Annotated in this window: 25 protein-coding genes, 1 pseudogene and 1 riboswitch; of the genes and pseudogenes, 10 read left to right on the top strand and 16 right to left on the bottom strand. The window is 35.8% G+C overall.

The features are described 5' to 3' along the window. Window positions 1–20: 20 nt before the first annotated feature. Window positions 21–1481, top strand: coding sequence for a YheC/YheD family endospore coat-associated protein (locus BTOYO_RS17820; protein WP_000658085.1), 1461 nt, complete (start codon window positions 21–23; stop codon window positions 1479–1481). A 16-nt stretch (window positions 1482–1497) separates the two neighbouring features. Here the strand turns inward: BTOYO_RS17820 and BTOYO_RS17815 are convergent, their stop codons facing one another. After that, entirely contained in the window at window positions 1498–1743 is a 246-nt protein-coding gene (locus BTOYO_RS17815) for a hypothetical protein (RefSeq protein ID WP_000510453.1), read from the bottom strand. 527 nt (window positions 1744–2270) lie between these two features. On the opposite strand from BTOYO_RS17815, the gene sasP reads away from it, so the two are divergent. Continuing rightward, on the top strand, window positions 2271–2474 hold the full coding sequence (gene sasP / locus BTOYO_RS17810; RefSeq protein ID WP_000013349.1) for a small acid-soluble spore protein, SasP family: 204 nt from the start codon (window positions 2271–2273) through the stop codon (window positions 2472–2474). 50 nt (window positions 2475–2524) lie between these two features. Here the strand turns inward: sasP and BTOYO_RS17805 are convergent, their stop codons facing one another. The 5 genes from BTOYO_RS17805 to BTOYO_RS17785 form a co-directional block, all read right to left on the bottom strand. After that, window positions 2525–3259: an amino acid ABC transporter ATP-binding protein gene (locus tag BTOYO_RS17805; protein ID WP_000623596.1), complete on the bottom strand. Its 735-nt coding sequence runs from the start codon at window positions 3257–3259 to the stop codon at window positions 2525–2527. Between the two features lie 28 nt (window positions 3260–3287). Further along, on the bottom strand, window positions 3288–3986 hold the full coding sequence (locus BTOYO_RS17800; protein ID WP_000281495.1) for an amino acid ABC transporter permease: 699 nt from the start codon (window positions 3984–3986) through the stop codon (window positions 3288–3290). Further along, window positions 3973–4770, bottom strand: coding sequence for an amino acid ABC transporter substrate-binding protein (locus tag BTOYO_RS17795; RefSeq protein ID WP_000732848.1), 798 nt, complete (start codon window positions 4768–4770; stop codon window positions 3973–3975). Before BTOYO_RS17795 ends, BTOYO_RS17800 begins: the two co-directional genes overlap by 14 nt. Window positions 4771–5049: 279 nt before the next feature. Further along, the gene (locus tag BTOYO_RS17790; RefSeq protein WP_000116601.1) at window positions 5050–7050 is read right to left on the bottom strand and encodes an ABC transporter ATP-binding protein; all 2001 of its coding nucleotides are present in this window, start codon (window positions 7048–7050) and stop codon (window positions 5050–5052) included. Further along, the gene (locus BTOYO_RS17785; RefSeq protein WP_000493209.1) at window positions 7047–8807 is read right to left on the bottom strand and encodes an ABC transporter ATP-binding protein; all 1761 of its coding nucleotides are present in this window, start codon (window positions 8805–8807) and stop codon (window positions 7047–7049) included. Before BTOYO_RS17785 ends, BTOYO_RS17790 begins: the two co-directional genes overlap by 4 nt. Window positions 8808–9452: 645 nt before the next feature. On the opposite strand from BTOYO_RS17785, the gene gapN reads away from it, so the two are divergent. Then, complete coding sequence (gene gapN / locus BTOYO_RS17780) at window positions 9453–10892, top strand: NADP-dependent glyceraldehyde-3-phosphate dehydrogenase (protein ID WP_000213650.1); 1440 nt, start codon at window positions 9453–9455, stop codon at window positions 10890–10892. 40 nt (window positions 10893–10932) lie between these two features. Here the strand turns inward: gapN and racE are convergent, their stop codons facing one another. Then, the gene (gene racE, locus BTOYO_RS17775) at window positions 10933–11760 is read right to left on the bottom strand and encodes a glutamate racemase (RefSeq protein ID WP_023441159.1); all 828 of its coding nucleotides are present in this window, start codon (window positions 11758–11760) and stop codon (window positions 10933–10935) included. Window positions 11761–11960: 200 nt separating this feature from the next. Beyond that, window positions 11961–12142: riboswitch (Lysine riboswitch) on the top strand. A 146-nt stretch (window positions 12143–12288) separates the two neighbouring features. Here racE and BTOYO_RS17770 point away from each other — a divergent pair. The 4 genes from BTOYO_RS17770 (at window position 12289) to BTOYO_RS17755 (ending at window position 16226) form a co-directional block, all read left to right on the top strand. Next, the gene (locus BTOYO_RS17770; RefSeq protein WP_001186296.1) at window positions 12289–13713 is read left to right on the top strand and encodes an amino acid permease; all 1425 of its coding nucleotides are present in this window, start codon (window positions 12289–12291) and stop codon (window positions 13711–13713) included. A 60-nt stretch (window positions 13714–13773) separates the two neighbouring features. Further along, window positions 13774–14973: an ABC transporter permease gene (locus BTOYO_RS17765; protein WP_000021380.1), complete on the top strand. Its 1200-nt coding sequence runs from the start codon at window positions 13774–13776 to the stop codon at window positions 14971–14973. A 267-nt stretch (window positions 14974–15240) separates the two neighbouring features. After that, window positions 15241–15756 (top strand): type 1 glutamine amidotransferase domain-containing protein, encoded by a 516-nt coding sequence (locus BTOYO_RS17760; protein ID WP_000037539.1) that lies wholly within the window; start codon window positions 15241–15243, stop codon window positions 15754–15756. 266 nt (window positions 15757–16022) lie between these two features. Further along, window positions 16023–16226, top strand: coding sequence for a hypothetical protein (locus tag BTOYO_RS17755; RefSeq protein ID WP_001066489.1), 204 nt, complete (start codon window positions 16023–16025; stop codon window positions 16224–16226). Window positions 16227–16283: 57 nt separating this feature from the next. Here BTOYO_RS17755 and BTOYO_RS17750 read toward each other — a convergent pair whose 3' ends face one another. After that, window positions 16284–17546, bottom strand: coding sequence for an MDR family MFS transporter (locus BTOYO_RS17750; protein WP_000508187.1), 1263 nt, complete (start codon window positions 17544–17546; stop codon window positions 16284–16286). A gap of 84 nt (window positions 17547–17630) precedes the next feature. Between BTOYO_RS17750 and BTOYO_RS17745 the strand changes: the two genes are divergently transcribed. After that, on the top strand, window positions 17631–19391 hold the full coding sequence (locus BTOYO_RS17745) for an SgrR family transcriptional regulator (RefSeq protein ID WP_116485996.1): 1761 nt from the start codon (window positions 17631–17633) through the stop codon (window positions 19389–19391). 30 nt (window positions 19392–19421) lie between these two features. Then, a pseudogene (locus BTOYO_RS17740) lies at window positions 19422–19939 on the top strand (general stress protein). A 49-nt stretch (window positions 19940–19988) separates the two neighbouring features. Here the strand turns inward: BTOYO_RS17740 and BTOYO_RS17735 are convergent. After that, complete coding sequence (locus BTOYO_RS17735) at window positions 19989–20537, bottom strand: NAD(P)H-dependent oxidoreductase (protein ID WP_000789201.1); 549 nt, start codon at window positions 20535–20537, stop codon at window positions 19989–19991. A gap of 23 nt (window positions 20538–20560) precedes the next feature. Further along, entirely contained in the window at window positions 20561–21100 is a 540-nt protein-coding gene (locus tag BTOYO_RS17730; RefSeq protein WP_000061960.1) for an ester cyclase, read from the bottom strand. Window positions 21101–21269: 169 nt separating this feature from the next. On the opposite strand from BTOYO_RS17730, the gene BTOYO_RS17725 reads away from it, so the two are divergent. Then, window positions 21270–21608, top strand: a complete 339-nt coding sequence (locus BTOYO_RS17725; protein WP_001059478.1) for a winged helix-turn-helix transcriptional regulator — start codon at window positions 21270–21272, stop codon at window positions 21606–21608. A gap of 53 nt (window positions 21609–21661) precedes the next feature. Here BTOYO_RS17725 and BTOYO_RS17720 read toward each other — a convergent pair whose 3' ends face one another. From BTOYO_RS17720 to BTOYO_RS17695, 6 genes are all read right to left on the bottom strand, one after another. Beyond that, window positions 21662–22864, bottom strand: a complete 1203-nt coding sequence (locus tag BTOYO_RS17720; protein WP_000742965.1) for an MFS transporter — start codon at window positions 22862–22864, stop codon at window positions 21662–21664. Window positions 22865–23144: 280 nt separating this feature from the next. Further along, window positions 23145–23723, bottom strand: a complete 579-nt coding sequence (locus BTOYO_RS17715) for a TetR/AcrR family transcriptional regulator (protein ID WP_002038002.1) — start codon at window positions 23721–23723, stop codon at window positions 23145–23147. 137 nt (window positions 23724–23860) lie between these two features. Next, window positions 23861–24175: a DMT family transporter gene (locus tag BTOYO_RS17710; RefSeq protein ID WP_000539672.1), complete on the bottom strand. Its 315-nt coding sequence runs from the start codon at window positions 24173–24175 to the stop codon at window positions 23861–23863. A gap of 2 nt (window positions 24176–24177) precedes the next feature. Then, a complete protein-coding gene (locus BTOYO_RS17705; RefSeq protein WP_000790623.1) occupies window positions 24178–24534 on the bottom strand; it encodes a DMT family transporter in 357 nt (118 codons plus the stop codon). Between the two features lie 463 nt (window positions 24535–24997). Further along, window positions 24998–26056, bottom strand: coding sequence for a glucan-binding protein (locus BTOYO_RS17700; protein WP_000755814.1), 1059 nt, complete (start codon window positions 26054–26056; stop codon window positions 24998–25000). Between the two features lie 517 nt (window positions 26057–26573). Continuing rightward, window positions 26574–26933 carry a MerR family transcriptional regulator gene (locus BTOYO_RS17695; RefSeq protein WP_000288079.1) on the bottom strand — a complete coding sequence of 120 codons (360 nt, stop codon included), beginning with the start codon at window positions 26931–26933 and terminating at the stop codon, window positions 26574–26576. Window positions 26934–26964: the final 31 nt, after the last annotated feature.

Here is a 26964-nt window from a genome sequence, read left to right as displayed (position 1 = left end):
CGAAAGGAGGGAATCCCATTTTGAAAGAGCACATATATACATTAAACATTTCAGATGAGCATCCAAATAGTATTACTTTACCTTACATTTTTTCTATTACACCACCTATTACATCCCTTTCCTTCGGCAGACGCCATGTTGCAAGTGAAGAGGTAAAAATTCATTATTCCTTTACTCGTGAAATTATGATTGGAAAACGAATTGCAGAAAAACTTTTACTCCCTCATTCCACTACCATTCATGCCTTTACACAAAATGAAACAATTATTTTCGGACCATTAGTCGGTATTTTCACAACTGGTTTTAACGATGACTCACCTATTCCTTTAGGAAACCGTTCCACATCTCTCAGTGAGTTGCTAACACCACCATTTACATTACGACCGTTCGTATTCGTTTTTGGCGTTCAACATATAAACTGGGAAGAAGAAACGATTGATGGGTATTTCTTTCAAGAAGGAAAATGGCTAAAGAAAAAAGTTCCTTTGCCAAATGTCATTTACGATCGACTACCAAATCGTAAAGCAGAAAATTATAAACCAATCGTTAGAGCAAAAAGGAAATTAGAACATGACTATAACATTCCATGGTTTAACCCAGGATTTTTTAATAAATGGGACGTTCATCAACTTCTCATGAAGGACGATTCAATTGTGCCTTTATTACCAAACACAGAGACATTTCAGCACTTCGAACAAGTAGAACGGTTTCTTGGCACATATAAATCAATTTACATGAAACCGATACACGGTAGCTTCGGAAGAAATATTCATCAACTATTTTATTCTCAAACAGAGAATTGCTACTACTGTCGTTATCGCGAAAATGAAGAGAATAAACTAAGAAAGTATCAATCATTAGAAACACTTCTGAACCACGTATTAAAAGGACATGATTTAAAGAAGTTTATCGTACAGCAAGGTATTTCTTTACTTCGCTTCGACGGGCAACCTGTTGATTTTCGCATTCATACAAATAAAAACCATTTCGGTAATTGGGTCGTCAGTGCCATCGTCGCCAAAATTGCTGGCAAAGGTAGCTTAACCACACATGTAAATAGCGGTGGTGATACAAAATTACTACAAGAACTTTTTCCAGATTCAACGAAACAAGTTCAAATTGAAAATAAATTAAAACAAACAGCCTTGCAAATAAGTTACGCGCTCGATGGGCAAGTAACTGGGAACATTGGAGAAATCGGTTTTGATATTGGTTTAGACATGCAGGAAAATCCGTGGCTATTTGAAGCAAATTCAAAACCTGGGCGAACTGTATTCCAAGATGAAAAGTTAAAAGAACAAAGTGAACTGACGCGCCAATTATTTTACGAATATGCTATCTACTTAACTGAACATTCTTTGCGCGATGCAAAAGAAAAAATGTCCCAAATGAAATTAGGGACTTCATCAAACACCGAACATATCCCTTCTCCTATGATTCACTCACAAATACGAAAACAAAAACTTCCACCTCATTCATAAGGTGGAAGTTTTCTATTTACACAAGTTTTACTACAACCTCAGTTTCCACGTTACATACTCCGCAATAAAAAATATGATTGCAATATTCTTGTGAATGATTATGTGTTAATCCATCTACCTCACTTAATAATTCCTGATCCATATACGCACTATAATCGTCTATGTAATCTACAGTTTTCCCATAATCTTGGAGTATACCTTGGCAATTTTGACAAGAATAGGTTTGTGATTCGAATGCGTTGCAAAGCGGGCAAATCCCCATCATGATTCCTCCATACATTATCGTTTAACATCATTTAAAGTTCTTTCTTTTTAGGTTGAAGAAAGCATCTAGCCATGAGTAGATACGGTCAGTTCCTTTCTTTCCCTTTCCCTTTCCATGCCCCATCCCTAGTTAAACCAGAAATGAGAAGTTAATGCCTTTTTAGTTTTTATATTACTAAGCTGCAATTGTAATGTATCTCACTTTCATAAACCATCAATAAAAAGCTAATTATTAGCCCTAACATAGTAGGGTTCAAAGAGAACACCATATTTAATATCGCTCTTAGTTTAGCCTTCTTTCTTAAAAATACAACGATTACTCTTATTTCATAATTTACGAAATCACTACGTTTTTTTGACAAAATTTACAAATTATTATTTTGTATATCTTTCTAGGTAACATCCATACTATGAGTACAAACTTAATTACCGATGGATTAGCGCCAAACGGGGCGATAATATCTGGTTCAAATCCAGCTAGTCCAACCAAAAAAATTTTTATAACTCTAAGGAGGATATATTCCTATGGCAAACCAAAGTTCTTACAATCAATTAGTAGTACCAGGAGCAACAGCTGCAATCGATCAAATGAAGTACGAAATCGCTCAAGAATTTGGTGTACAATTAGGAGCAGATTCTACGGCTCGTGCTAACGGTTCTGTTGGTGGAGAAATCACAAAACGTCTAGTTGCAATGGCTGAGCAAAGCCTTGGCGGATTCCAAAAATAAATATATATGGCAAAAAGGTCTCAAGGCATATGCCTTGAGACCTTTCTTAATTATTGAAGCATTTGTAAAAATTTCTTCGTGCGTTCTTCTTTTGGATTTGTAAATACATCTTCTGGTGTACCTTGTTCGACAACGACACCGCCATCCATAAAAATAACGCGATTCGCAATTTGATGAGCAAAACGCATCTCATGCGTTACAATAACCATCGTCATGCCTTCTTTAGCAAGTTCTTTCATTACCTTTAGAACTTCTTGAACGAGTTCAGGATCAAGTGCTGACGTCGGTTCATCAAATAGTAACACTTCCGGCTCCATCGCAAGCGCGCGAGCAATTCCAACGCGCTGTTGTTGTCCGCCTGATAATTGGAACGGATATAAATCCACTTTATCTGCTAAACCAACTTTTTCAAGGAAATAGTTTGCTTTTTTCTTCGCTTCTTCTTTCCCCATCTTTTTCACTGTAACGAGCCCTTCCATTACATTTTGAATGGCTGTTAAATGCGGGAATAAGTTATGATGTTGGAACACCATTCCTGTTTGTGTACGAAGATTTACAATATCTTTCTTCGATACTTTTTGAGCGAAATCAAGCTCTTTATTGCCGATACGAATGCTACCAGCGTTCGGTGTTTCTAGAACGTTTAGGCAACGTAGAAACGTCGTTTTACCAGATCCAGAAGGTCCGATAATAACAACAACTTCACCCTTCTCAACTGATAGATCTATATGCTTTAGTACGGTATTATCTCCGAAACTTTTTTGTAAGTGCTGAATTGAAATCATAAAAACAAAAACTCCTTTTGTAAAAGGATTATTTTAATGTGTAGCGTTCTGAACGCTTTTCTAACATCTGTTGTACGATTGATAATAAGAAACAAATAACCCAATAAATAAGACCTGCTTCAAAATAAACAATTAAAAACTCATAGTTCATTGCCGCAATTTCCTGCGCTTTTCGGAACATTTCTGTTACTAAAATTAACGATGCTAATGAAGTATCCTTCACTAAGCTAATAAATGTATTCGAAAGCGGCGGAATTGATACGCGCGTTGCTTGCGGTAAAATAACACGTTTTAATGCTTGTGGATATGTCATCCCAATTGTATAAGCTGCTTCCCACTGTCCTTTCGGAATTGAAAGGATAGAAGCACGAATAATTTCAGATGCATACGCACCAACATTTAATGAAAATCCAATAACTGCTGCTGTATACGGCTCAACTTCAATATTAAGAGTTGGAAGACCATAGAAAATAATAAATAACTGTACAAGAAGTGGCGTTCCGCGAATGATAGATACATAGATACGAGCAATCCATTGTAAAATACGACTACCTGAAATACGCGCGAGCGCTGTTAACGTCGCCAGTATAATTCCGATAATGAATGTAATAAGCGTTAATGGAATTGTCGTAAAGACAGCTTCCTTCAGCATAGGCATGAAGGAAGACTGCATAATATCTATCCAAGTAGACAATCGATCTGAAACCAATGCACTACTTAGATACATTTTCACCGAACCATTTTTTCGCTATTTTGTCGTACGTACCATCTTTTTTCATATCTTCTAACGCTTTATCAACTTCTTGTACAAGCTTATCGCTACCTTTACGGAATAAGAATCCACTTTGTGAAGCTTCTTTTTCTGTATCTACAATTTTAATTTTTGCATCTTTTTTCGTTTCTAAGTAGTTTAATACTGATAACTTATCATTAATTGTGAAATCAACACGGCCAGTGTTTAACAATTCTGCCGCTTGGCTAAAGCCTTCTACGTTAGTAATTTCCGCACCATTTTTCTTAGCAATATCTGCATAGTTACTTGTTAAAGATTGCGCTGCTTTTAACCCTTTTACATCAGCAAATGTAGCAGGTTTATCTTTATCTTTTGCAATAACTAATACTGCTGAAGATGAAACGTATGGTTTAGAGAAATCATATTTCTTTTGACGATCTTCACGAATACCAACTTCGTTCGCAACCATATCGAAACGCTTCGCATCTAAACCAGCAAGTAAGCTATCCCATTGTGTTTCTTTAAATACAGGTTTTACACCTAAACGTTTTGCAACTTCTTCTGCTAATTCAACGTCAAATCCAGTTAATTTATTGCTTGAATCGTGGAACGTAAATGGTGGGTATGTACCTTCTGTACCAATTACAAGTTCACCGCTTTGTTTAATCTTTTGTAATGCGTCTTGACTAGCTGTATCTTTTTTCTCTTCTTTACCGCAGCCGGCTACAATCCCGATCGCTAATGTAGTTACTGCAAGCACTGAAAATAATTTTTTCATGATGGTAATCCTCCAAGTATTCTGATAGGAATTTAAAAACTATATTGATTGTATGCAATCTTGAACAATTTTTCAATGAAAATGTTCTTATTTAGTTTATCCTTTTTCTTCATAATCAAACAAAATGGAAAAATAACGCTACATACAAAAAATAAGTAACATTTTTTAATATAGCATTAATTGTAGGAAAGGTAAAATAATACTTCTTATTATGTACCTTTATCGCCGACATTTTGCTAACAAAAAAGAACTTGCGACAATCGCAAGTTCTTCCCCGCATTAAGCGCTCTGGTTTCCTTCCATTTGCGTTTTGTACATATCGTAATAACGCCCACGCTTTTTCATCAATTCATCATGAGAGCCTTTTTCTAAGATTGTTCCTCTATCGAGTACAATAATTTGATCCGCACTTTTAATTGTTGAAAGACGGTGAGCAATAATAAACGTCGTTCTCCCTTTTTTCACAACTTCTAGCGCTTGTTGAATCATTGCCTCTGTCTCTGTATCAATACTAGATGTTGCTTCATCTAAAATTAAAATGGCTGGATCAAAAGCGAGTGCCCTAGCAAACGATATAAGCTGGCGTTCTCCGGTTGAAAGTGTACTTCCTTTCTCCGTAATTTCTTCGTTTATATTGTTCGCAAACCTTTCCGCACCCACATCACGTAATGCTTTTACGATGCGATCTTTTGAAATTTTTTCGTTCTCTAAGCTTACATTGGAAGCGACCGTCCCGCTAAATAAAAACGGATCTTGTAATACGATTCCCATATGCTCACGAGTTGCTTGTTTCGGCATTTCTTTTACATCGTGACCGTCTATCGTAAGCTTCCCTTTTTCAAACTCATAAAATTGAAAGAGTACATTCATAATGGAACTTTTTCCTGATCCAGTATGACCGACAAGTGCTACTGTCTCGCCTTGTTTCGCTTCAAAAGAAATATTTTTTAGCACTTCATCTTTTCCATTATAAGAAAACGAAACATTATCAAACTTCACATTTCCTTGTAAGCGAGGCATGCGCTCTTCTTCCACTGCCTCTCCCTTTTCCTCTAGCAATTCGAAGACACGCTCTGATGCAACGCGCGATTGTTCTAAGTTAGCAAGCTGATTTACCATATTTGTAATTGGTGAGAACAATCTCGTTAAATAATCGACGAACGCATACAGTATCCCTAGAGAAATGATGCCTGAAGCACTTAATGAAGCTCCCCCGAAATACCAAATCACACCTGTGAAAGCGATATTTCGTAATACAGACACTAAGTTATGCGAAGTTGCTGCATTTAAATTTAAAATTTTATTTTGATACTTAAAATAATCGCCATTTAATTCTTCAAACTCTTTTTTCGTTTCACGCTCTTGACGGAACGTTTGAATAATTGGCATCCCTTGAATCGATTCATTCACTGTACCGTTAATATCGGATAAACGTGAACGCATTTTATGATTGTATACAGATGCATACTTTCTATATAAAATCGCCCAAACAATTAAAATCGGGATAATTAATAAACAGAACGACGCAAGTTTCACATCGAGTAAAAATAGCGCTGCAAATATCCCGATAATATAAATGAAACTAGAGACGAATGTCGCAAGCACTGTTACGTATAAATCCCGAATCGCCTCTGTATCATTCGTTACACGCGAAACGATTTTCCCTGCTGGTAAATGATCAAAGTATCTAATCGGTAACGTTTGAATATGAGAGAAGACGTCTTCCCTCATAATTTGAATAATTTTGTTTGCTGCCTTCTGTAAGAAAAACTGCTTTCCATATGCAAATAATGACACAATTACTAATAGAGCAAAATAGCCTCCACCAAGTAACAGTAGGGGGTTTATTTCTGGCTTATAAAACGCAAACACTTCTTCCTTCGTTAATGCTTTCGCTTTATACACTTGCACCGCCTTACCATTTTGAATGGTAATCATATCCCCTTTCACAGAACGTGACCCTTCAATATTTACTTTATTTGGTACAAAGTAATATTGAAAACCGACTTGCATCACGCGTACTTCTTTTCCTTTTTTTTCACCTTGTTCAAAGCGATCACTTCGCTTATAATAGGCGCCATTATATGCAACAGCATCTTCACTCTTTTCTGTCTCATACCAAGATTTTTCTATCGCGACGATATGATCGTCAATCATCGTTTTAGCGACGAACGGACCGGCAAGCTCAGCGATAACGAAAATAAATAACATCGCCATCGCTGCAAAAATCGTCCCTTTTACTTTCATCGCATATTGAAACAATCGTTTTGAAACACTCATATTTTCACCCCACTATCCGCACTCTCATTTTCACCTTGTTGTCTTTCAAACTGCTCAGCATACCAGCCTCCGTTTCGAAGTAACTGGTCATGCGTGCCTTCTTCCATAACTTCGCCGTCATCCATAACGAGAATCCAATCTGCATGTTGTACGGCAGATAAACGGTGCGTCGTAATAATCGTCGTCTTTCCGCTTCTTTCCGTTCTTATATTTTCAATGATCGCCGCTTCCGTACGAGCATCGACAGCTGATAACGAATCGTCCAAAATTAATATTTCTGGATTTTGAATAACCGCTCTCGCAATCGAAATCCTTTGCTTTTGCCCTCCTGATAACGAAACACCTTTCTCTCCAACGAGCGTTTCTAATCCTTCTGGTAAAAACTCTAAGTCTTTTGTAAACGCAGCAATTTCAATGGCTTTCTCGAGCTCTTCTTCAGTCGCTTCCCTGTTTCCGAATAAAATATTTTCCCTCGCTGTTTTTGAGAATAAAATGTGCTCCTGAGGTACATATCCAATCCACCCGAGTACATTATCACTCGTCATTTTATCTAATGTCACATCAGAAACTGCAATATCCCCTTCTCCAAGCGGATATTGACGAAGAAGCTGACGTACGAGCGTCGTTTTTCCGCTTCCTGTTTTTCCGACAACCCCTAGCGTTTCTCCTTGTTTTAATGTAAAAGAAACCTTTTTTAAATTTTCTTCAGCTGATGAAGGATAGGAAAAAGAAACTTCATCAAACTGAATATAATCAGGATCTTGTACAAGCTTTGGATTTTTCGGATTCTTTACATCTGGTTCATATGCTAACGTTTCATTCACACGATCTAACGAAGCATTTCCTCTTTGCATAACATTAATTAATTCGCCAATTGCAAACATCGGCCAAATCATCATCCCTAAATACACGTTAAAGGAAACTAGTTCGCCAAGTGTCACCTTTGATTGAAATACAAGGTATGCACCGTACACTAAACCAATTAAATAACTAAGACCGACAAGCATTTTCACAGTTGGTTGGAATAACGCATCGATTCTTGCTACCTTCATATTCTTTTCGTAGACGTCATCTCCTAAATGATGAAATCTTTCCTGATCTGCGTTCTCTTGTACGTATGCACGAATCACGCGCACGCCAGCAATTGATTCAAGTACTTTATCATTCATATCACCGAACGCATCTTGCGCAACTGTAAACCTTTCATGCAATTTCTTTCCATATATATTCATCGCATATGCCATAATTGGCAGCGGTATAAGGGCCGCTAATGTAAGCTCCCAACTTATTGTAAATCCCATCATAAAAACGATTGTAAGCATATATAAACTAGAATCTACAAGCGTTAATATACCAAAACCAGCTGTCATAGCGATTGCTTTTAAATCGTTTGTTGCTCTCGCCATTAAATCGCCAGTACGATTTTTTTGATAAAACGTCGGTGTCATCTTGAGTAAATGCCCCATAAATTTCGAGCGCATCGTCTTCTCAAGTACGAACGCACCTCCAAATAATTGATGCTGCCAAACAAAAGTAAGGCCATATCCAACTATCGTAACTCCTATTAAAATAAGAATAGACTCCATAATTGCTGCATTCGTTAACGTTCCTGTTTTTATATTATCAATCGTAACCCCTAGTACTTTTGGGGGAATGACTTCAACTATATTTACAATTAAAAGCGCACCAATTGCGATACTATATCTCTTCCAATGCTCTTTAAAAAACCATCTTAACTTTAGTAATACTGAAAACAATGTAACCTCTCCCTTCTCGTTTTCGTTCCACTCTCATTTCTTTATCCGCTATCCAAACCAATCACATTTACATTTCGTAACCCATACAATCTCATCACATTTTTCCACCTTCCAAATTTCAGTTTTATAGTAACCATACAAAGTATGGAAACAAGCAAATTGGACAAAAAAAAGCATACCGTCGCTTGACGATATGCACAAAAATGCATAAAAGCGTACGTTACGATATACGCAACGTACGCTTTTTATAAGACAAAAATGCCCTATATATCCGTACGGGTTGCGTAATGATATGAATGTTTTCCGTTATTTAACAGAGCTAAGCCCATTACATTTACGATTACAATCATTACGCACACCCCTTTCATTTATTTTCCATTTATAATCTTATAACTTCTTTGAGTATTCTGTCAATTGTTTTTTTTGCAAATTGAAGAAAATAGATACCAATCACGATAAAATGAAGAGGATTTATGACGAGATAAAGCAGTTTGAAATAAGGGAATCTTCTGTAAGAAAGGGCATACAAAATAAAAAAAGAATAAGAAATCGTTTTCACAAACATTTCATTTGAAAAATATTATCAAACCCCCTACAATCACCTTATACTCACTCTTACAAGTTGCTATTTTAGGAGGACTAATCATGACAACTAGCAATACGTACAAATTTTATTTAAACGGAGAATGGAGAGAAAGCTCTTCAGGACAAACAATCGACATTCCATCTCCATACTTACACGAAGTAATTGGTCAAGTACAAGCAATTACTCGCGGAGAAGTAGATGAAGCAATTGCATCTGCAAAAGAAGCTCAAAAATCATGGGCTGAAGCTTCTCTACAAGATCGCGCAAAATATTTATATAAATGGGCTGATGAGCTCGTAAATATGCAAGATGAAATTGCCGATATTATTATGAAAGAAGTCGGTAAAGGATATAAAGATGCGAAGAAAGAAGTTGTTCGTACAGCTGATTTCATTCGTTACACAATTGAAGAAGCTCTACATATGCACGGAGAAAGCATGATGGGCGATAGCTTCCCTGGCGGAACAAAATCAAAACTTGCGATTATCCAACGTGCACCACTTGGTGTTGTATTAGCAATCGCACCGTTTAACTACCCAGTAAACTTATCTGCTGCAAAACTTGCACCAGCATTAATTATGGGTAACGCTGTTATTTTCAAACCAGCAACTCAAGGTGCAATTAGCGGTATTAAAATGGTTGAAGCACTTCATAAAGCTGGCCTTCCAAAAGGTCTTGTAAACGTAGCTACAGGACGCGGTTCTGTAATTGGTGACTACTTAGTAGAACACGAAGGTATCAATATGGTATCGTTCACAGGTGGTACAAACACAGGTAAACATTTAGCGAAAAAAGCTTCAATGATTCCACTTGTACTAGAACTTGGTGGGAAAGACCCTGGTATCGTTCGTGAAGATGCTGACTTACAAGATGCTGCAAACCATATCGTAAGCGGTGCATTCTCTTACTCTGGTCAACGTTGTACAGCTATTAAACGTGTACTTGTACACGAAAACGTAGCGGACGAGCTTGTTGAATTAGTAAAAGCGCAAGTAGCTAAACTATCAGTTGGATCTCCAGAACAAGACAGCACAATCGTTCCATTAATTGACGATAAATCTGCTGACTTCGTTCAAGGCTTAGTTGACGACGCTGTAGAAAAAGGTGCTACGATCGTTATCGGTAACAAACGTGAGCGTAACTTAATTTACCCAACATTAATCGACCACGTAACTGAAGAAATGAAAGTTGCTTGGGAAGAGCCATTCGGCCCAATCCTTCCAATCATCCGCGTTTCTTCAGATGAGCAAGCAATTGAAATTGCTAACAAATCAGAGTTCGGCTTACAAGCAAGTGTCTTCACAAAAGACATTAACAAAGCATTTGCAATTGCTAACAAAATCGAAACTGGTTCTGTTCAAATTAACGGACGCACAGAGCGCGGCCCTGACCACTTCCCATTCATCGGTGTAAAAGGTTCAGGTATGGGCGCACAAGGTATTCGTAAGAGCCTTGAGTCTATGACACGTGAAAAAGTAACTGTATTGAACTTAGTTTAATCTTATATAGAAGCTGATCTAGTTTTAGATCAGCTTCTTTTTATTTCACGAGTTGTTTTTCCATAGGTAAATTCACACATTCTACAGAAATTTCATATCCTAGCCAAAGCTCAGCAATATGTTCAAATGATAAAACAGAGCCTGTTGTAAAAAATCGATGCTTCGGATTCAAATTGTCAGACAGGATTCCTTTGTGCTGTAAAATTGTGCTTAATTCTATCGCTGTTTCTTCTGCAGAACTAATAATCGTTACATCTTCTCCTAGTTCCTTTTTTATATAGGACTCTAAAAGTGGATAATGCGTACACCCAAGAATTAACGTATCTATATCTTCTTTCGTTAATGGCAGTAAAGCTTGTTTCACTTGCTGCGTTACATATGCTGTATCTTCTAATTGATTTTCTGCAACTGTAGCTAAAGTCGGGCACGCGTGACTATGCACTTCCAAATATGTATCAAGCTCGTGTAATGCTTTTTCGTACATATTAGACTGTATCGTACCTACAGTTCCAATTACTCCGATTTCCCCTTTCTTTGTCACTTTAATTGCCGCTCTTGCTCCCGGATGTATAACGCCAATAACCGGAATAGACAGTGCTTCTTGCAGCGCAGTCAATGCAGCAGCTGCAGCAGTATTACATGCTACCACTAGCGCTTTTAACGGAAACTGTTTGAGGAACTCAACCACTTCAAATACGAAAGATTGTACCTCTTCTACACTTCTTGGCCCATACGGACAACGCTCATTATCACCAATATAATAAATGCTCTCTTTAGGCAATTGTCTTATAATTTCACTCGCAACTGTTAATCCCCCAACTCCCGAATCTAGCACACCTATTACTGAATGTTTATGACATACAGACATATACTTCATCCCCTTCTCAATCTTCTAGCGTCAATAACATTTATTATATTATGAAAATTCAATATTACATAATAATCCCTCTCTCTTTTAATCACAAACTCTTCTCTATAATCTGATTATTACTATATCCATTGACGTATAAAAATACATTTGTTACTCTTAAATACGTTAATTTAATATTTAAATCCTCATTCGTATCTCGGTGAGGTAGAGGTTGCAGTCATTAAGAGTATCATTTCAGGAGATGTAGTGGCATTGATGAAGAAATGAGAAAGGAATGATTGCCGAAGTAAGTCGTGTCCACCATGCACACTTGCTGGGTCTGCATTTAATAAGTGCAGAACTGTCACAAACGTTTCGTTTGTGGAGAGCTATCGAGAGGTATGTCGTGGGTTTCTTATAAGATAGAAAGCATGTAGCGGCAGATTACGTGCTTTTTTTGTTTTGTTTGGGACTTCTCTTCTCTAATCGGAAGACATACATATCTCCTCGCTTGACTTGGTTATACTAACTTTGGAGGTATTTTCTATGCAACAAAAAAAATGGGGCTTTTGGGTACTAACAGCTTTCGTTGTCGGTAATATGGTTGGCGCTGGGATTTTCATGGTGCCAAGTACGTTGGCACAAACAGCAAGCCCACTCGGTGTCACTTTAGCTTGGTTAACAACAGGGTTTGGTGTTTTAATGCTAGCTCTTGTTTTTGGTAATTTAGCAATTCGTCGTCCTGATTTAACGACAGGACCACAAAGTCATGCATATGCTTTATTCTCAACACCAAAAAAGAAAAAAATGGCTGGTTTCAGTATGGTATGGGGATATTGGGTTGCAAACTGGGCAAGTAACGTTGCCATCATTACATCTTTCGCGGGATATTTATCACTTTTCTTCCCAATTATGAAAGATACGCGACTACTATTTTCAATCGGTTCGTTTAACATAGAAGTCGGAAAACTAATTACATTTACGATTTGTTCCATCTTACTTTGGGGAACTCATATTATATTAACTAATGGTGTAAGCGGAGCTGGAAAGCTAAACTTCTTAGCAACAACAACGAAAGTGACTGGATTCCTTTTATTTATCGTCGTTACGTTATTTGCATTCGAAGCTTCTAAGTTTGGACAATGGTACACACCGATGATCGATAAATCAGGTGTATCACACGGTCTTCTTTCACAAGTAAATTTAGCCGCTCTTACAACGCTTTGGGCGTTTATCGGAATTGAATCAGCCGTTCTTTTATCAAACCGGGCTGTTTCTCCAAAAACGGTAAAACGGGCAACAGTTGCGGGATTACTTATTACAGTTGCAATTTACTTAGGAATTACAATTTTAACAATGGGTGTCCTTCACGTTGATACATTACAAGCTTCTGAACGTCCGTTAGCAGATGCACTAAATGCTGCAATGGGTCATGGCGGCGGGAAACTGATGGCATTACTTGCTCTTACTTCCCTATTCGGTTCTATCTTAGGCTGGATTTTATTAAGCTCAGAAGTACCGTATCAAGCAGCAAAAGAAGGTTTCTTCCCTTCCTTCTTCACAAAAACAAATAAAAAAGGAAGTCCAATTTACTCATTACGATTAACAAACATTATGTCGCAAGTATTCTTATTCTCAACATTATCAGGAACTATTGCGGAAGCTTATACATTCGTTATTACCGTATCAACACTGGCCTACCTCATTCCATATCTCGTTTCACCGATCTTCCAGTTAAAATTAGTCGCAACTGGTGAAACATATAAAAATGAAATGCGGGCAAGAATTACAGATGGTATAGTCGCAGTGATCGCACTTTGCTACGCACTATGGGTTATTAAAACCGGTGCATCCGATATAAAAACGTTCCTTCTCGGAATTGGTTTATTCGTAATTGGATTTGCTTTCTATCCATTAATGAATCGTGATCAGAAAAAAAATAACGAAAAGAAAAACGGGCAAGTTGCATAACGCAATTTGCTCGTTTTTTCTTTTGTAAAACATATATAATAGAACAAAGAGGTGAAAAACATGTCAATCGAATCACTATGGAGCAGTCGCTTCCAACAACACATTCAAAATATCATTACATACTTTGCACGTATGATTAACGGTTTATTATATAGCTTTATCTTTATTTCATGCGTTGGCGCATATTATTATGCTCAGTTTCTAAAAGCATCTCCTTCTAAAGGAATATCTCTCATACTCATAACGACCGTTCTTACATTTATTATAATGAGATGTCCCATTCGCACCTTTATTCAAAAACCTGATGCTGTCTATTTGCTTACATTAGAAGAGAAACTAACATCTTATTTTAAAAAATCTCTTCTATATAATTACATCATTCAGATTTTCCCATTATTATTTACGTTCCTTATTCTCGTTCCGCTTGCTATGCAATCATTACAATTAACTGTACCGTTCTTATGTACAATCTTTATCGTTTTAATGATTACGAAAGCTTGGAACATGTACATATATTGGATGTGGCGTGATAGCCATGAAAAAAACATATGGTTCATTATTCGTATTGCTTGTAACGCCCTAATCATTTACATGCTATTTTACTCGGCACATGTTCTCATATTAGGTGGATTGCTCTTACTACTTGCTTTCCTACTTCTATATACGAAAAAACAGCCTACAAAACGAATACCGTGGGATTACATAATTGAACAAGAAGAAAAAATGAACGTTCGTTTCTATCAATTTGCTAGCATCTTCACCGATGTTCCGCAACTTAATAAGCAAGTAAACAAAAGAAAATGGCTTACAAATTGGATTGAACCTTTATTACATAAAAAACGAGCAACTTTCTTCTATTTACATACACTAGCATTTTTACGCGGGAATGATTATTTCGGTATATATATTCGCTTAGGGCTGATTGGTGCCTTCGCCTTATATTTTATACCAAACACATACGTAAAAGGCGCTATCGCATATATCGTCCTATATATGATTTCTATGCAGCTTCGTTCCCTTTGGAAATATTTTTCGGGAAATATTATTGTAGCATTGTATCCGATTGATACTGAAAAACGAATGAATCAATTTCTTCGCTTAATCTTTATATTGCTAAGCATTCAACTCATTGTATTTTCGAGTGTTATACTCATTGCTACAGGTCAATTACTACATACCTTAATTATTATGATAATCGGGGTAATCTGGATCAAATTTATTATTGTACCAAAAACGAAGCAGCGTGTTTCTTCGTTTTAACGAAAAGAATTATCTTAAAAGCCAAGGAGAAAATAAATTATCTCCTTGGCTTTTTTATTTTTCTTCCTCAAACAACCGATATTTTATGATTTTTACATACAAAAACGATAATACATGTTTACGTCCTAATAAAAAGGGTATTTATTAAATTAACAGGGCAAAGGAACTGGAGGGAATGAAAAAACATGAATTAAAGTTTCACTTTATAAAAGGCATTGCTCAAGGATGATTCTGGAACCGATACTATAATATAAGGAGCTGACTGCAATGAGTAAAAAAATTGCTATTTTAATAACGGATTATTTCGAGGATACAGAATACACAGAGCCAGTAGAAGCTTTTAAGCAAAAGGGATATGAATTAACAACTATTGAAATGGAAAAAGGTAAAACGGTACACGGTAAGCAAAGAAAAAGTGAAGTCGTAATTGATAAAAGTATTGATGATGTTTCTCCAGAGAACTTTGACGCCCTCTTCATACCGGGCGGATTTTCCCCAGATATACTTCGTGCAGATGAACGTTTTGTTCACTTTAGCAAAACATTTATGGATGCGGAAAAACCCGTTTTCGCTATTTGTCACGGACCTCAGCTACTCATCACTGCACAAACACTTGAAGGACGCGATGTGACTGGATATAAATCCATTGAGGTCGATTTGAAAAATGCTGGCGGAAACTTTCATGATAAAGAAGTAGTCGTATGCCAAAATCAGCTAGTCACAAGTAGACAACCGGAAGATATCCCCGCTTTTATTGAAGAATCGTTGCGTATATTAGGATAGCTACTTTGGTTAACCTCTTTTATTTGTATGAAAAACAAAATGTAATCAGTGGGGGATTTTTTTCATCCCCCACTGATTATTAGTTCACACTAATCGCGTGTTTATGGGCAACCCGACTCCCACAAATACACCTCTTATCTCACTCTAAAATTCCCAATCACTATTCATAGGCAGTTCTCATATAGTGAAAATGACTATATAATTCCTATCCATAAGTTAAATCATGATTTTACACATATATAAATACAAAAGATGGGAGCCTAACTATGAACAATACTCCACCTTCAACGCCCCCAAATCCAACGGAAACGAATAATAATGAAGTGAGCTTACAAACGTTACGCGTCATTGGGCTTATTGTACTAATTAGTGGCTACATATTAGTAGCACTTTCTGAAGTAGGAACGTTAAAAAATCTTTTACTACAGCCGAATACCACTCCAAATTTAGCTGAAGTTGATCCGTTTTAAAAATGGTATAAAAAGCGCTCCTCATTATAACTGGTTCGCTTTTTATATCGTTTCACTTTATCCGATCTGAGAAACCTTCCCTTCATCTTGATATTTCTCTTTCCCTATCGCCTTCATAAATAATAAAATACTGCTCATACCAACAATAAAGTACAGAGCACTCATGCCCCAAGATGCAATAAATGAACCTAACATAACACCTAATGCCCCGTTCATTTTCGCCATTTGAAAGACCATCCCGTTAATCGCCATATAAGAACCTCTTGCCTCATCCGGCACCATATCTGCCATAATAGATTGACGCACTGGCACATACATCATCTCGCCTACCGTTTGGAAAAGCCCTGCAATTAATAAAATCCATAAACTATTGCTCGTTCCGAGTATTGTAAATCCAATTGTATAAATGAATAAACCTACATATAAGATTTTCAAATCGTTGAAGCTTTTCAGCATTTTAATAAGGAGTGCCGAACATAACACAACTAAAATTGTATTCTCTGCTGAAATCCAGCTCATCATTCGAATACCTGTTAAATCAAACGTCACACCATCCCTAAAGAAAAAGTGCACCGTTTCAAATTCCTGCTGCAAACGTACTCCTAAATAATTATTAACCTGAAACTCTAGAGATAATGTACATATACTTGCTGCACAAAAAATTAAAAACGCTTTATCTTTCATTACGACTTTATAACTATCCGCCATATCTTTTAATACATTTTTCTTCTCCACCGTTTTTCGTGCTACATACACTTCTTCCATATATACAGCCATCACATATAAAGTAATAACTGCAATAACTGTTAATCCAATAAACAATTGTAATCTATAGTTTTCAAACAATAATCCGCCAAATATCGCTCCAATTGCAATGGATAAATTAATCGCCCAGTAGTTAATGCTGTACATCACTTTTCGATTTTCCGGTGTACTCACATCAATTAACATCGCCTCTGTCGCAGGATTCATAAGACCAGACCCTAAACTATTCACTAACATAAAGATAAATGTTAGCCACGGTGAATCTACATAATCTGAGTTTGCAATCCCCATACAAGCGATTGAAATGACTTGTATACTTTGACCGATAATCATTACTTTTTTACGACCAAGTCGATCCCCAACATATCCACCGTATAAACCAATTACTAATGAAGCTATTACATTAATAAGTAGTAACGCACCAGCAATTGCACTACCTAATTTTATTGAAAAATAAATCGCCATAAATGGAAAAATCATCGTGGATACAGTACGTGTTAAAAACGAAGTTATAATTCTAATTTTTATATTTCGATGCATACTCCAAAACCCCATTGTTTCCCCCTCCTTATGCTTACTTATTTTACTTTGAAAAAAAGGAAGAAAAAGGTTAGAATATTCTAAAGAGTTTCCCCTTTTATAATAGAAGGAAGTGTATATATGAAAATTATGGACTATTACATTAGACTAAGACTACATGCACAAGATCAACAACATATACGAAATAGCTTACAAGAATTAGCGGATGTTTTATATTGCAGTACGAAAAACGTAAAGATTTTATTAAAGAAAATGAGCGAGGAGCAATTAATTAACTGGACTCCAGGGCGAGGCCGCGGGAATAAAACGGAAATTCTATTTATACATAATTTCGTAGAAGCGATTGAGTCCTATACAGATGAACTGTTAGCGCAAGAAAAATTAAAAGATATCTTTCTTCTTTTAAAAGAACCCCTACCCCTTGCACTTCAAAAAAAGATAGAAAATAAACTACATCATCATTTTGGATACGAACCTTCAAATGATATGTACGACATATTAAAGATTCCTATATCGAGAAAGATATTTCCATTAGATCCGGCTTTTGTGGCTGTAACTACAGAGAGCCATCTTACGAGTCAAATTTTTGATACGTTAGTCGTTTATAACGATGTTACTGAAAAAATGGAACCACACATTGCGCATACGTGGGAATTAAGTGAAGACGGGCTTACGTGGACTTTTTATTTACGAAAGGATGTATATTTTCATAACGAAACAGTTTTAACTTCTAAAGATGTACGATTTTCATTTGAAAGACTAAAAGAAATTCACTCTCCTTTCGAATGGTTAACAGAAGAAATTGTTCAAATTGAAACACCATCACCATTGCAAATTCGATTCCATTTAGCAAAACCAAATCTATTTTTCTTACACTATGTAAGTTCCATACAACTAGCAATTTTGCCACATGATGCTAGTATTGAAAATCATCATTATATAGGTACTGGACCTTTCAAACTTGCTCATTACTCTGAAGATAATATCGTGTTCGAAGCGTTCACTCATTATTTTAAAGAGCGCGCGTTATTAGACCGTATTGAATTTTGGGGTATTCCTGATCATGTACAAATCGATGCTGATTATGAACTACCAAATGAAGAAGAAAATGAAAGGCATAATATACAAATAGAAGAAATAGGTTGTATTTATGCTGGCTTCAACTTTACAAAACCTGGTCCTCATCATGACATGTACTTTCGAAAGGCTTGGAGAGAACTATATGATGTTGAAACGATAATTCGTAGCATAGAAGGTAGACGAACAATTGCTGCATCAAGTTTTTTCCCTGAAAGAAGCCGTCAAGCTTCTAAAAGATCCTACTCTTTAGAAAAAGCGAAAGAGTATTTAAAAAAGAGCACCTATAATGGAAAAACGATACACATTTATTTCTTCGCATTTAAAGATAGTGCAAATGATGCACATTTCCTAAAAGCACGATGTGAAAGTTTAGGTATACAAGTAGAGCTTCACCCATTTCTCGTTTCAGATTATATGAATCGTTCTATTGATCAACATGCTGATATTATTTTTATGGGAGAAGTATTTGCTGCCGATCATGAACTTGCATTCTTAAATGTATTTAAAAATAAAAGTTGCTTCGTAAACCGGTTCATGGACCCGCACTATGAAAAACAAATTAACTGTTTGCTAGATACATTTTTATTAGAAGGAAATAAGGAGAAGCGCTACGAGCTCATGTATGAAATCGAAGAATTTTTACAAACAGAACACATCATTTTATTTAACTATCACGTTTTAAAAAGAAAAACATACCCTTCTTCTTTAAAAAACGTAACGATTGATTCATTCGGTTGGGCAAATTTTGCAAAGTTATGGATACAGCCATCCATGTCTTAAAATGTGAGTCATTATAAAAGGAGAGGAACTATGAAACGCAACCTAGAAAAAAGACTTTCCTATCTATACACAGGTGAGTTATTTTCAGTCATTACTTTTATCTTCACAAGTTACTTACTTAATTATGCTTATCCTACATTACATTTATATTCCCTATATTCTTTTTGGGTCTCATTTCTTCTTTTAGAGTTTATCTTATTACAAGGAGTAATTTACTGGTACGTAAAGTGGAAACGACTAAAAAAGAGAAAACATCTGTTACGCCCATTAGGATGATTCAATATTTAAAAATACTTAAAAAGATAAATATAGCATTAATTATCACGGGATTTATTACGTTTACTATTGATTTTGTAATTTGGTATCCCCACTTACCTTTAGGTGGGCTATCATTCACCCTATTTATTTATATTTTTGCATTACTTGAGTACATTAACTATTATCATACTCAGCTTTCATACGATAACATCTCTGATATGAAACATTTAATCAAATCAAAAAAACTAAAGCAGTCCTGTATAAGTAAAGGTTTTCAACGTATTTCATAAAAGAGAAGGTACTACATCCTTAGTAGTACCTTCTTCACAATACAAACTATTATTGAATTACTCCATCCAAGTGATTTTTCAAGTTCAATAAATATTGCTCAATATCCGGATTCTTCACCACATCATAACAAGCAAAACTCTTTAACGGACTCATACCGAGAAACTTCTGCACACGGTGTAAATGACTAAGCGTAGATTCTAAACTTTCTCCTTCAAAAAACTTCGTCTTATCTCCAAATGCTTTCTCCGGTGCGTTCCAAGTTGTAGAAAACATATACTCTTTCTCTTTTAATAAACCACCTGTTCCATATTCATCAGCACCTTTAAAGAACAAACCGTATTCATATACTTCATCCATATATGTTTTAAATAGTCCAGGTACACTAAACCAATAAATTGGTGTTTGATAAATCACAACATCCGCCCATAAAAACTTCTCTTGCTCTTCTTTAATACTATAGCCATCTTGAATCGTTGTTGTTTTCACATGATGATTCTCGCTTAATACCGTTACCATATAATCTACTAACGTTCTATTTAATCGTCCTTCTTTCGTACCGTATTTCTCATGTCCATTTATAATAAAAATATTTTTCATCGCTTTTCTCTCCCCTATATGATCTACTCTTCAGCTATTAAGCCCAGTTGCTGCTTCAGCGTAAGATTATCTTCTAAATGCCAGTCTTCCGTGATCTTTCCGTCTTTCACATGTAACATATCAATGGCGAAAAAATTGATTTTCTTATCATTATACGTTCCTGTAAAAGAAAGACGAGCTGTTACTTTATCACCAACGACTAATAAATCTTCAATCTCGCAATGTATATTAGGAACGACTTTACGAAAATTTTGTGCCGCAAATTTTAGTCCTTCAGTGCCTTGTGGTCGCCCTTTCGGCAATGTATTATCGAAAAAATCTTTAGTAACAGTCTGCGGAATAAGTTCCTCCTTACCTGTATCCCAAAATGCATAAAAACGCTGCGCTGCATGAACCATTTCTGTCGCTTCTTTTTTACTTAGTGAGGGATCAATTGTCATTGCTTTTGGCTTTGGCATCTCTTTTAATAACTGAATTTCAGTTTTTTGCTCACCACTACATGCTACAAACACAATACAAATGACAAAAAAATTAAGGAACATAAACAACTTTTTCATACTCATGGAAATCACCTCCTCCTCATACAAACCCTTTGTATTTCGTATTGCTATTGTATATGCACTAACTTCCTTTATGGAAGTAGTGATATTTTTTTCATATAGTTACCAAAAGTATAGTTTTGTGATACTATAAAGCAAATTCATTCAAAAAATTTTTATGGAGGCTAGTTCCATGAACAATATAGATTCAGTTGTATTAACGAAAGGTTTACCTGGCATACCTTGTCCTATCGCTAAAACGCTTGACGTAATCAGTACAAAATGGACGTTTTTAATCATTCGTGACCTTCTTATTGAAGGAACTTTACGTTTTAGTGATTTACAAAAATCAATGGACGGCATTAGCCCAAAAACATTATCGCTTCGCCTAAAAGAATTGGAAGCACAAGGGATTATAACGCGAAAAGTATATCCAGAAGTTCCGCCCCGCGTAGAGTACACTTTAACGGATAAAGGAAAGCAATTAGAGGGGATTTTTATTGAATTAAAGCGGTTTGGATTAAGTTTATAAACGAAAAGCCCCTTACCATACAAATAGTAAGAGGCTTTTCATTATTCACTACATTACTTCGCAAAACTTTCAGCTAGCTGTTTCTCTCTCCACATAAATGTAATGCCGAGACCAACGATTAAAACAACTCCTGAAAATGCATATGGATAATGAATATTCATATCAAATAATATTCCGCCCATAGCAGGTCCTGCGATATTTCCTAAACTCGTATACGTTGAGTTCATACCAGCAACAAATCCTTGCTCTTTTCCAGCTGCTTTTGATAAAAACGTCGTTAAAGCTGGACGAAGTAAATCAAATGCTAAGAAAATGAAGCAAGTAACGAGAAGTACAATCCAATAATTAAAGACTACAGTGGATACAAACGCTAACACTGCTCCCACAATTAAACATATTTGAATTAACACTTTTTCACCAAACATGTCAACTAATTTTCCAAACATAAATACTTGCACAACTACCCCAAAGATTGAACTAATTGTAATAATTGCAGCAATATCTTTCGGCGTGAAACCAAATTTATGATCAGAAAACAGACTAAACACAGTTTCATATGCTGATAATCCAAATGCGAGTACAAATACAATAATAAATGCAATTGCATACATTGGGTTTAATGATTTCTTTAAATCTCCAATAAAGCTTGATTCTTTCGTATTAGAAGAAATTTCTGCAAGCTCTTCTTTCGTTAACGGTTCTTTTAAAATAAAGATCGAAATCACACATGCTACAAAAGCAATCACTGCTGCCACAAAGAACGGCACACGTATTCCGTATTCTGCAATAAACCCGCCGATTCCAGGCCCTATAATAAATCCAGTGCTAATAGCTGCTGAAAGATAACCCATCGCCTTTGGTCGTTCCTGAATCGATGTAATATCCGCAACATATGCTGTAACACCCGGCATAATAAACGCAGCACTAACTCCGCCTAACACCCTCGCTACATAAAGCATCCACACATCTTTTCCTAATCCAAAAAGAAGCTCTGAAACACCAAAAATAAATAATCCAATGATTATCATTTTCTTCCTACCGTAAAGATCGACCCAACGACCTGTAATTGGTGAAGTTATGAGCTGAGCCATTGCAAACACTGCAACGAGATAGCCCATCGTTTTACCTGTTAAATTCATATCATTCATAAAGGACGGCATAACCGGAATGATTAACCCAATCCCTAAAAAAGCGATAAATATATTGCTTAAAAGAATGACCAATACCATCTTTTGTTCTTTTATCGGTTTCTTCACTTTTTAACACCTCTTCCCGTAAGTTCCTCTCAAAAATAATGCCCAAGAAACTTTTTCTTTATCCTGCTATTTGTGGGCTAATAATGAGTGGAGATACCCCCCACTCATTAAAGTTTCACTTTATCCTTCCACACATACACAAATACAGGGTGAATGACTATCATTCAGTTTTTCGTAGAAATGAACCTACCGTCTTAAGATAGGTTCACCTAACTGTTTTGTCCCCATTAATGCGGGCTAATAATCAGCAGGGAATGCCCCTACCAATTAAAGTTTCCCTTTATTTCTTTATATGTAGTGCATGTATTAAAAAATCTAGTACTTCTGCCTTTTGAAGCTCCACTTGCTCATCATCTTTATGATCGTATAAATAAACTTGTTCCGCTGCTGATTCAACAAGAGCGATAAATAACTTGGCTGTTCGCTCTGCGTGAACCGAATCACGAATTTCACCAGCTTCTTTTGCCTCGCTTAAAAATTCGCTTAGCCACATATAAAGAGGCTCATATACAGCTTCCCATTCTTTTATATGTTCAGTAGATGCAAGACCCGCATACATTAATGCTTGTATTTCACGATATTCAGCTATAAAGTTAAATACTGCATCTATTACTTGCTCAACTTTACTTGAAAAAGATGCATCGTTCTGTACTTTTTCTTTCACTGCAAGTATCATCTTCTCAACCATCACTTCTGCTATTGCAGGCATAACAGATAGCTTAGAAGGAAAATATAAATAGAAAGTTCCTTGTGCAATGCCAGCCAATTTCACGATATCAGAAATCTTCGTTTTTTCAACGCCCTTTTCCTGAAACACTTCAATAGCTGCATAGACAATTTTTTCTTTTTTATTCATCATCTAAACCCTTTCACACTCATATTGAATGACTGTCACTCATTTTATAAAATAACTAGCTGTACTGTCAATCATCATGTACTTTCATAATAAAAATCTCCCAACAGATCGTTAGGAGATTTAGCTTTAATATCCTTTTCTTATGAAAGGGCCTTTAATCCCGTAACTCCACATACGATAAGAGCTACGCTAATCAAACGTGCCTTACTTTTTGATTCACCAAACAGAAACATATTTAATAAAACTGCGCCTGCTGTTCCAATACCAATCCAAACCGCATAAGCCACACTTACTTGTAAGAACAAGAAAGAAGTGTATAAGAATGCGAAGGACGTTGCAAATCCACCTATATAAATCGCTCCATTTGCTAACGTCTTATCTTTACTATACATTTTAAGTCCTATCACACCGACTATTTCACTAATTGCGGCACAAAATACGAAAAACCAACCCATTTTTAAGCAGCTCCTTTCACAATTTCTTCCGCGGTTTCTTCTTTATTATCAGCCAGTTTTAAACCGATAACACCCGCTACGACCATCACGATAAAGAATAGTTTCCCTACACTGAAACTGCCGCCGAAAAGGAATACATCCATTAGGAAAGTACCTACCGTACCAGCTCCGGCAAACACAGCATATACAGTCCCTGTTGCAAGATGTTCGCACGCTTTAGAAAGAAAATGAAAATCAACAGCAATAACTCCTACAATAACAACCCAATGCCACCAAGTATGGGCTGTATTAAAACCGAACACCCAAAATATTTCAAAGATACATGTTAATATCACATATAACCAAGCTTTATTTTTCATATCTCTCACCTTCTATTATTATATGACTGACCGTCAGTCATTTATAATTTAAAAAATATAATCTCACGCAAACTACTATTTTAAAAAAACAATATCAGCCTCATTTATCCTTATATTTGTTCAGTTATTAAAAATTACTTATCTACACCCTTTCATAACAAATGACTGAATGTCATTCATAAATTATTTTACACGAATAATTTATAAAATGTCAATACCAACATTCCATAAACAATTTAACTACTTGTAATACTTTACATTTTTAGAAACCGTAAATTGCTTAACTTGATGGCAACAATGTCTCTTCCTCCATCAATCAACTTAATAAAAATCGGTACTCATTATTGTTAAAAATGTTATTCTTTCTTTATTAATAGGGGGCTAGCGTAAAAAAGACACCCTCACAGGTGTCCTTTTCATTATGGAAATCTCTTAAAATACATTTCTATTTAAAAACCTTTTGTTACATCATAATACCGTTATGTTTGAACGTATACCATTTTCCATTAATTAAATGTTTTCCAACTGCCATGTCACCGCTAGACTGTAAATAATACCAATTTTTATTTTCTTGTAACCAACCTGTTTTCATTGGGCCATCTTCAAAGTAATACCATTTCCCTTTATTGCTAAACCAACCTTGTTCACTTGCACCAGATTGATCATTAAAGTAATACCATCCTTCTTCTAGCTGTTTCCATCCTGTTAGCATTGAACCATCTTCATTAAAGTACCAAACCGTACCGCCTTCAGCTAGTTTCCCTTTTCGCATAGCACCAGTGTCATCAAAAACATAACGCTTTCCGTTTTCTTCTAACCAGCCTTCGTTCCAGTTATTTTCTGTGCTTTTCATTGATCCATCTGTATTTAAGTAATACCATACGTTATTATTTTTTAACCAGCCTGTTTGCATGACACCAGATGCATCAAAATAATACCATTTCCCTTTCACTTGTGCCCAACCTGTTGCCATAGCGCCATCTGCATTATAGTAAAACCATTTCCCTGTATAAGGCCCACTTTTAATCTCTTGCCAACCTGTAACCATAGTTCCATCTGCATTAAAAGTGTATGTTTTTCCTCCTATAGTCCTACGGCCATCAGACATGTAACCATCTTTGTCAAAGTGATACCATTTTCCATTGATTTTTTTCCAATCTTTAGCCATAGAGCCATCTTCGTTAAAATAATGCCAAACTCGAACTTTCTTCCATCCTATTTGCATTGAACCATCTTCATTAAAATAATATGTTTTTCCTTGAATATTTTTCATATATGTAGCCATCATGCCTGTTTCATCAAAGTGATACCATTTTCCATTAATATTTTTCCAGCCTATAGCCAAAGAACCATCTTCATTATAGTACAACCAGTATCCCGTCCCTTGAAACCAACCACGTTTTTCTTGAACTTGCTCAATTGTATCCGCTTTCTTTTGAGAAACTACATTTTCTTCTGCATGAGACACTGCTGGTATGATAAACATTGAAGACATTAAAATCGGCAAAATAACTTTCTTCATTTTCCAAATCCCCCAATTAATGAATATTTTTAGTTTTTATTTCCACAAACAGAATTGTATTACGTTAGTTAAATATAGTCAACAGTCTTTGTAATGTAATTGTAATATTTTTTATAAATTAGAAACATATGAGTTTTTAATGTAATTATAATTACATAATCGTTATAATTAATCATCCATTTTTTCAAGTAATTCATTCGTTCCAAATATCAAAAAGATAAAAAGTATGGATTTCATAGTAGTCAAAACTTTGAGCGTATACATGAACTTTTTAATACTGTTATAATTTTAGTTAACACAATAGTCTTTCAAATTTTTAATCTAGTTTAATAAAATCAATATTCCGTCAATAATATTGATAATACGATACTTTCTCCACTCCCCCTTGGAGAGATCCCTTGAATGGAGCAGTTAGCTTTTGCTAGCTGCTCTTTTTATTTGTCCGCACACTATGATGAAATACTCATAGATCAAATCCATTTTTCATCACGTAACAGGAAACAGCGTATTTTTTAATCTATGTATTTTTCAACGAGTCTTTGTATGCAATGATTTTATTTTCAAGCATCTTCTCTGTAACTTCTAAGTTTTCTCTTTGAATCTGAATAGATTTCCTGTGATCTTCTAGGAGCTGTAAACGAGCTTCAGTTGTATGCTCCCCTTCTAAATATAATCTAGCGTATTCTCTTATTTTCGCTATTGGCATTTGCGTTTGTTTTAACTTCATTACAAACTGCAACCACTTTATATGTGATTCTTCATACAGTCGATTTCCATTTGTATCGCGATTTGCAATTAGTATGTTCTCTTTTTCATAATAACGTAATGTATGTGTGCTCACTCCTAATAATGTAGCTACCTCGCTAATTGTGTACATACTCATACTCCCTCCGCATGCCATTTGCCCT

Source organism: Bacillus toyonensis BCT-7112 (genome assembly GCF_000496285.1).
Taxonomy (GTDB): domain Bacteria; phylum Bacillota; class Bacilli; order Bacillales; family Bacillaceae_G; genus Bacillus_A; species Bacillus_A toyonensis.
The sequence above is the reverse complement of the archived record's forward strand: the minus strand, read 5'-3'. Positions and strand labels throughout refer to the sequence as shown.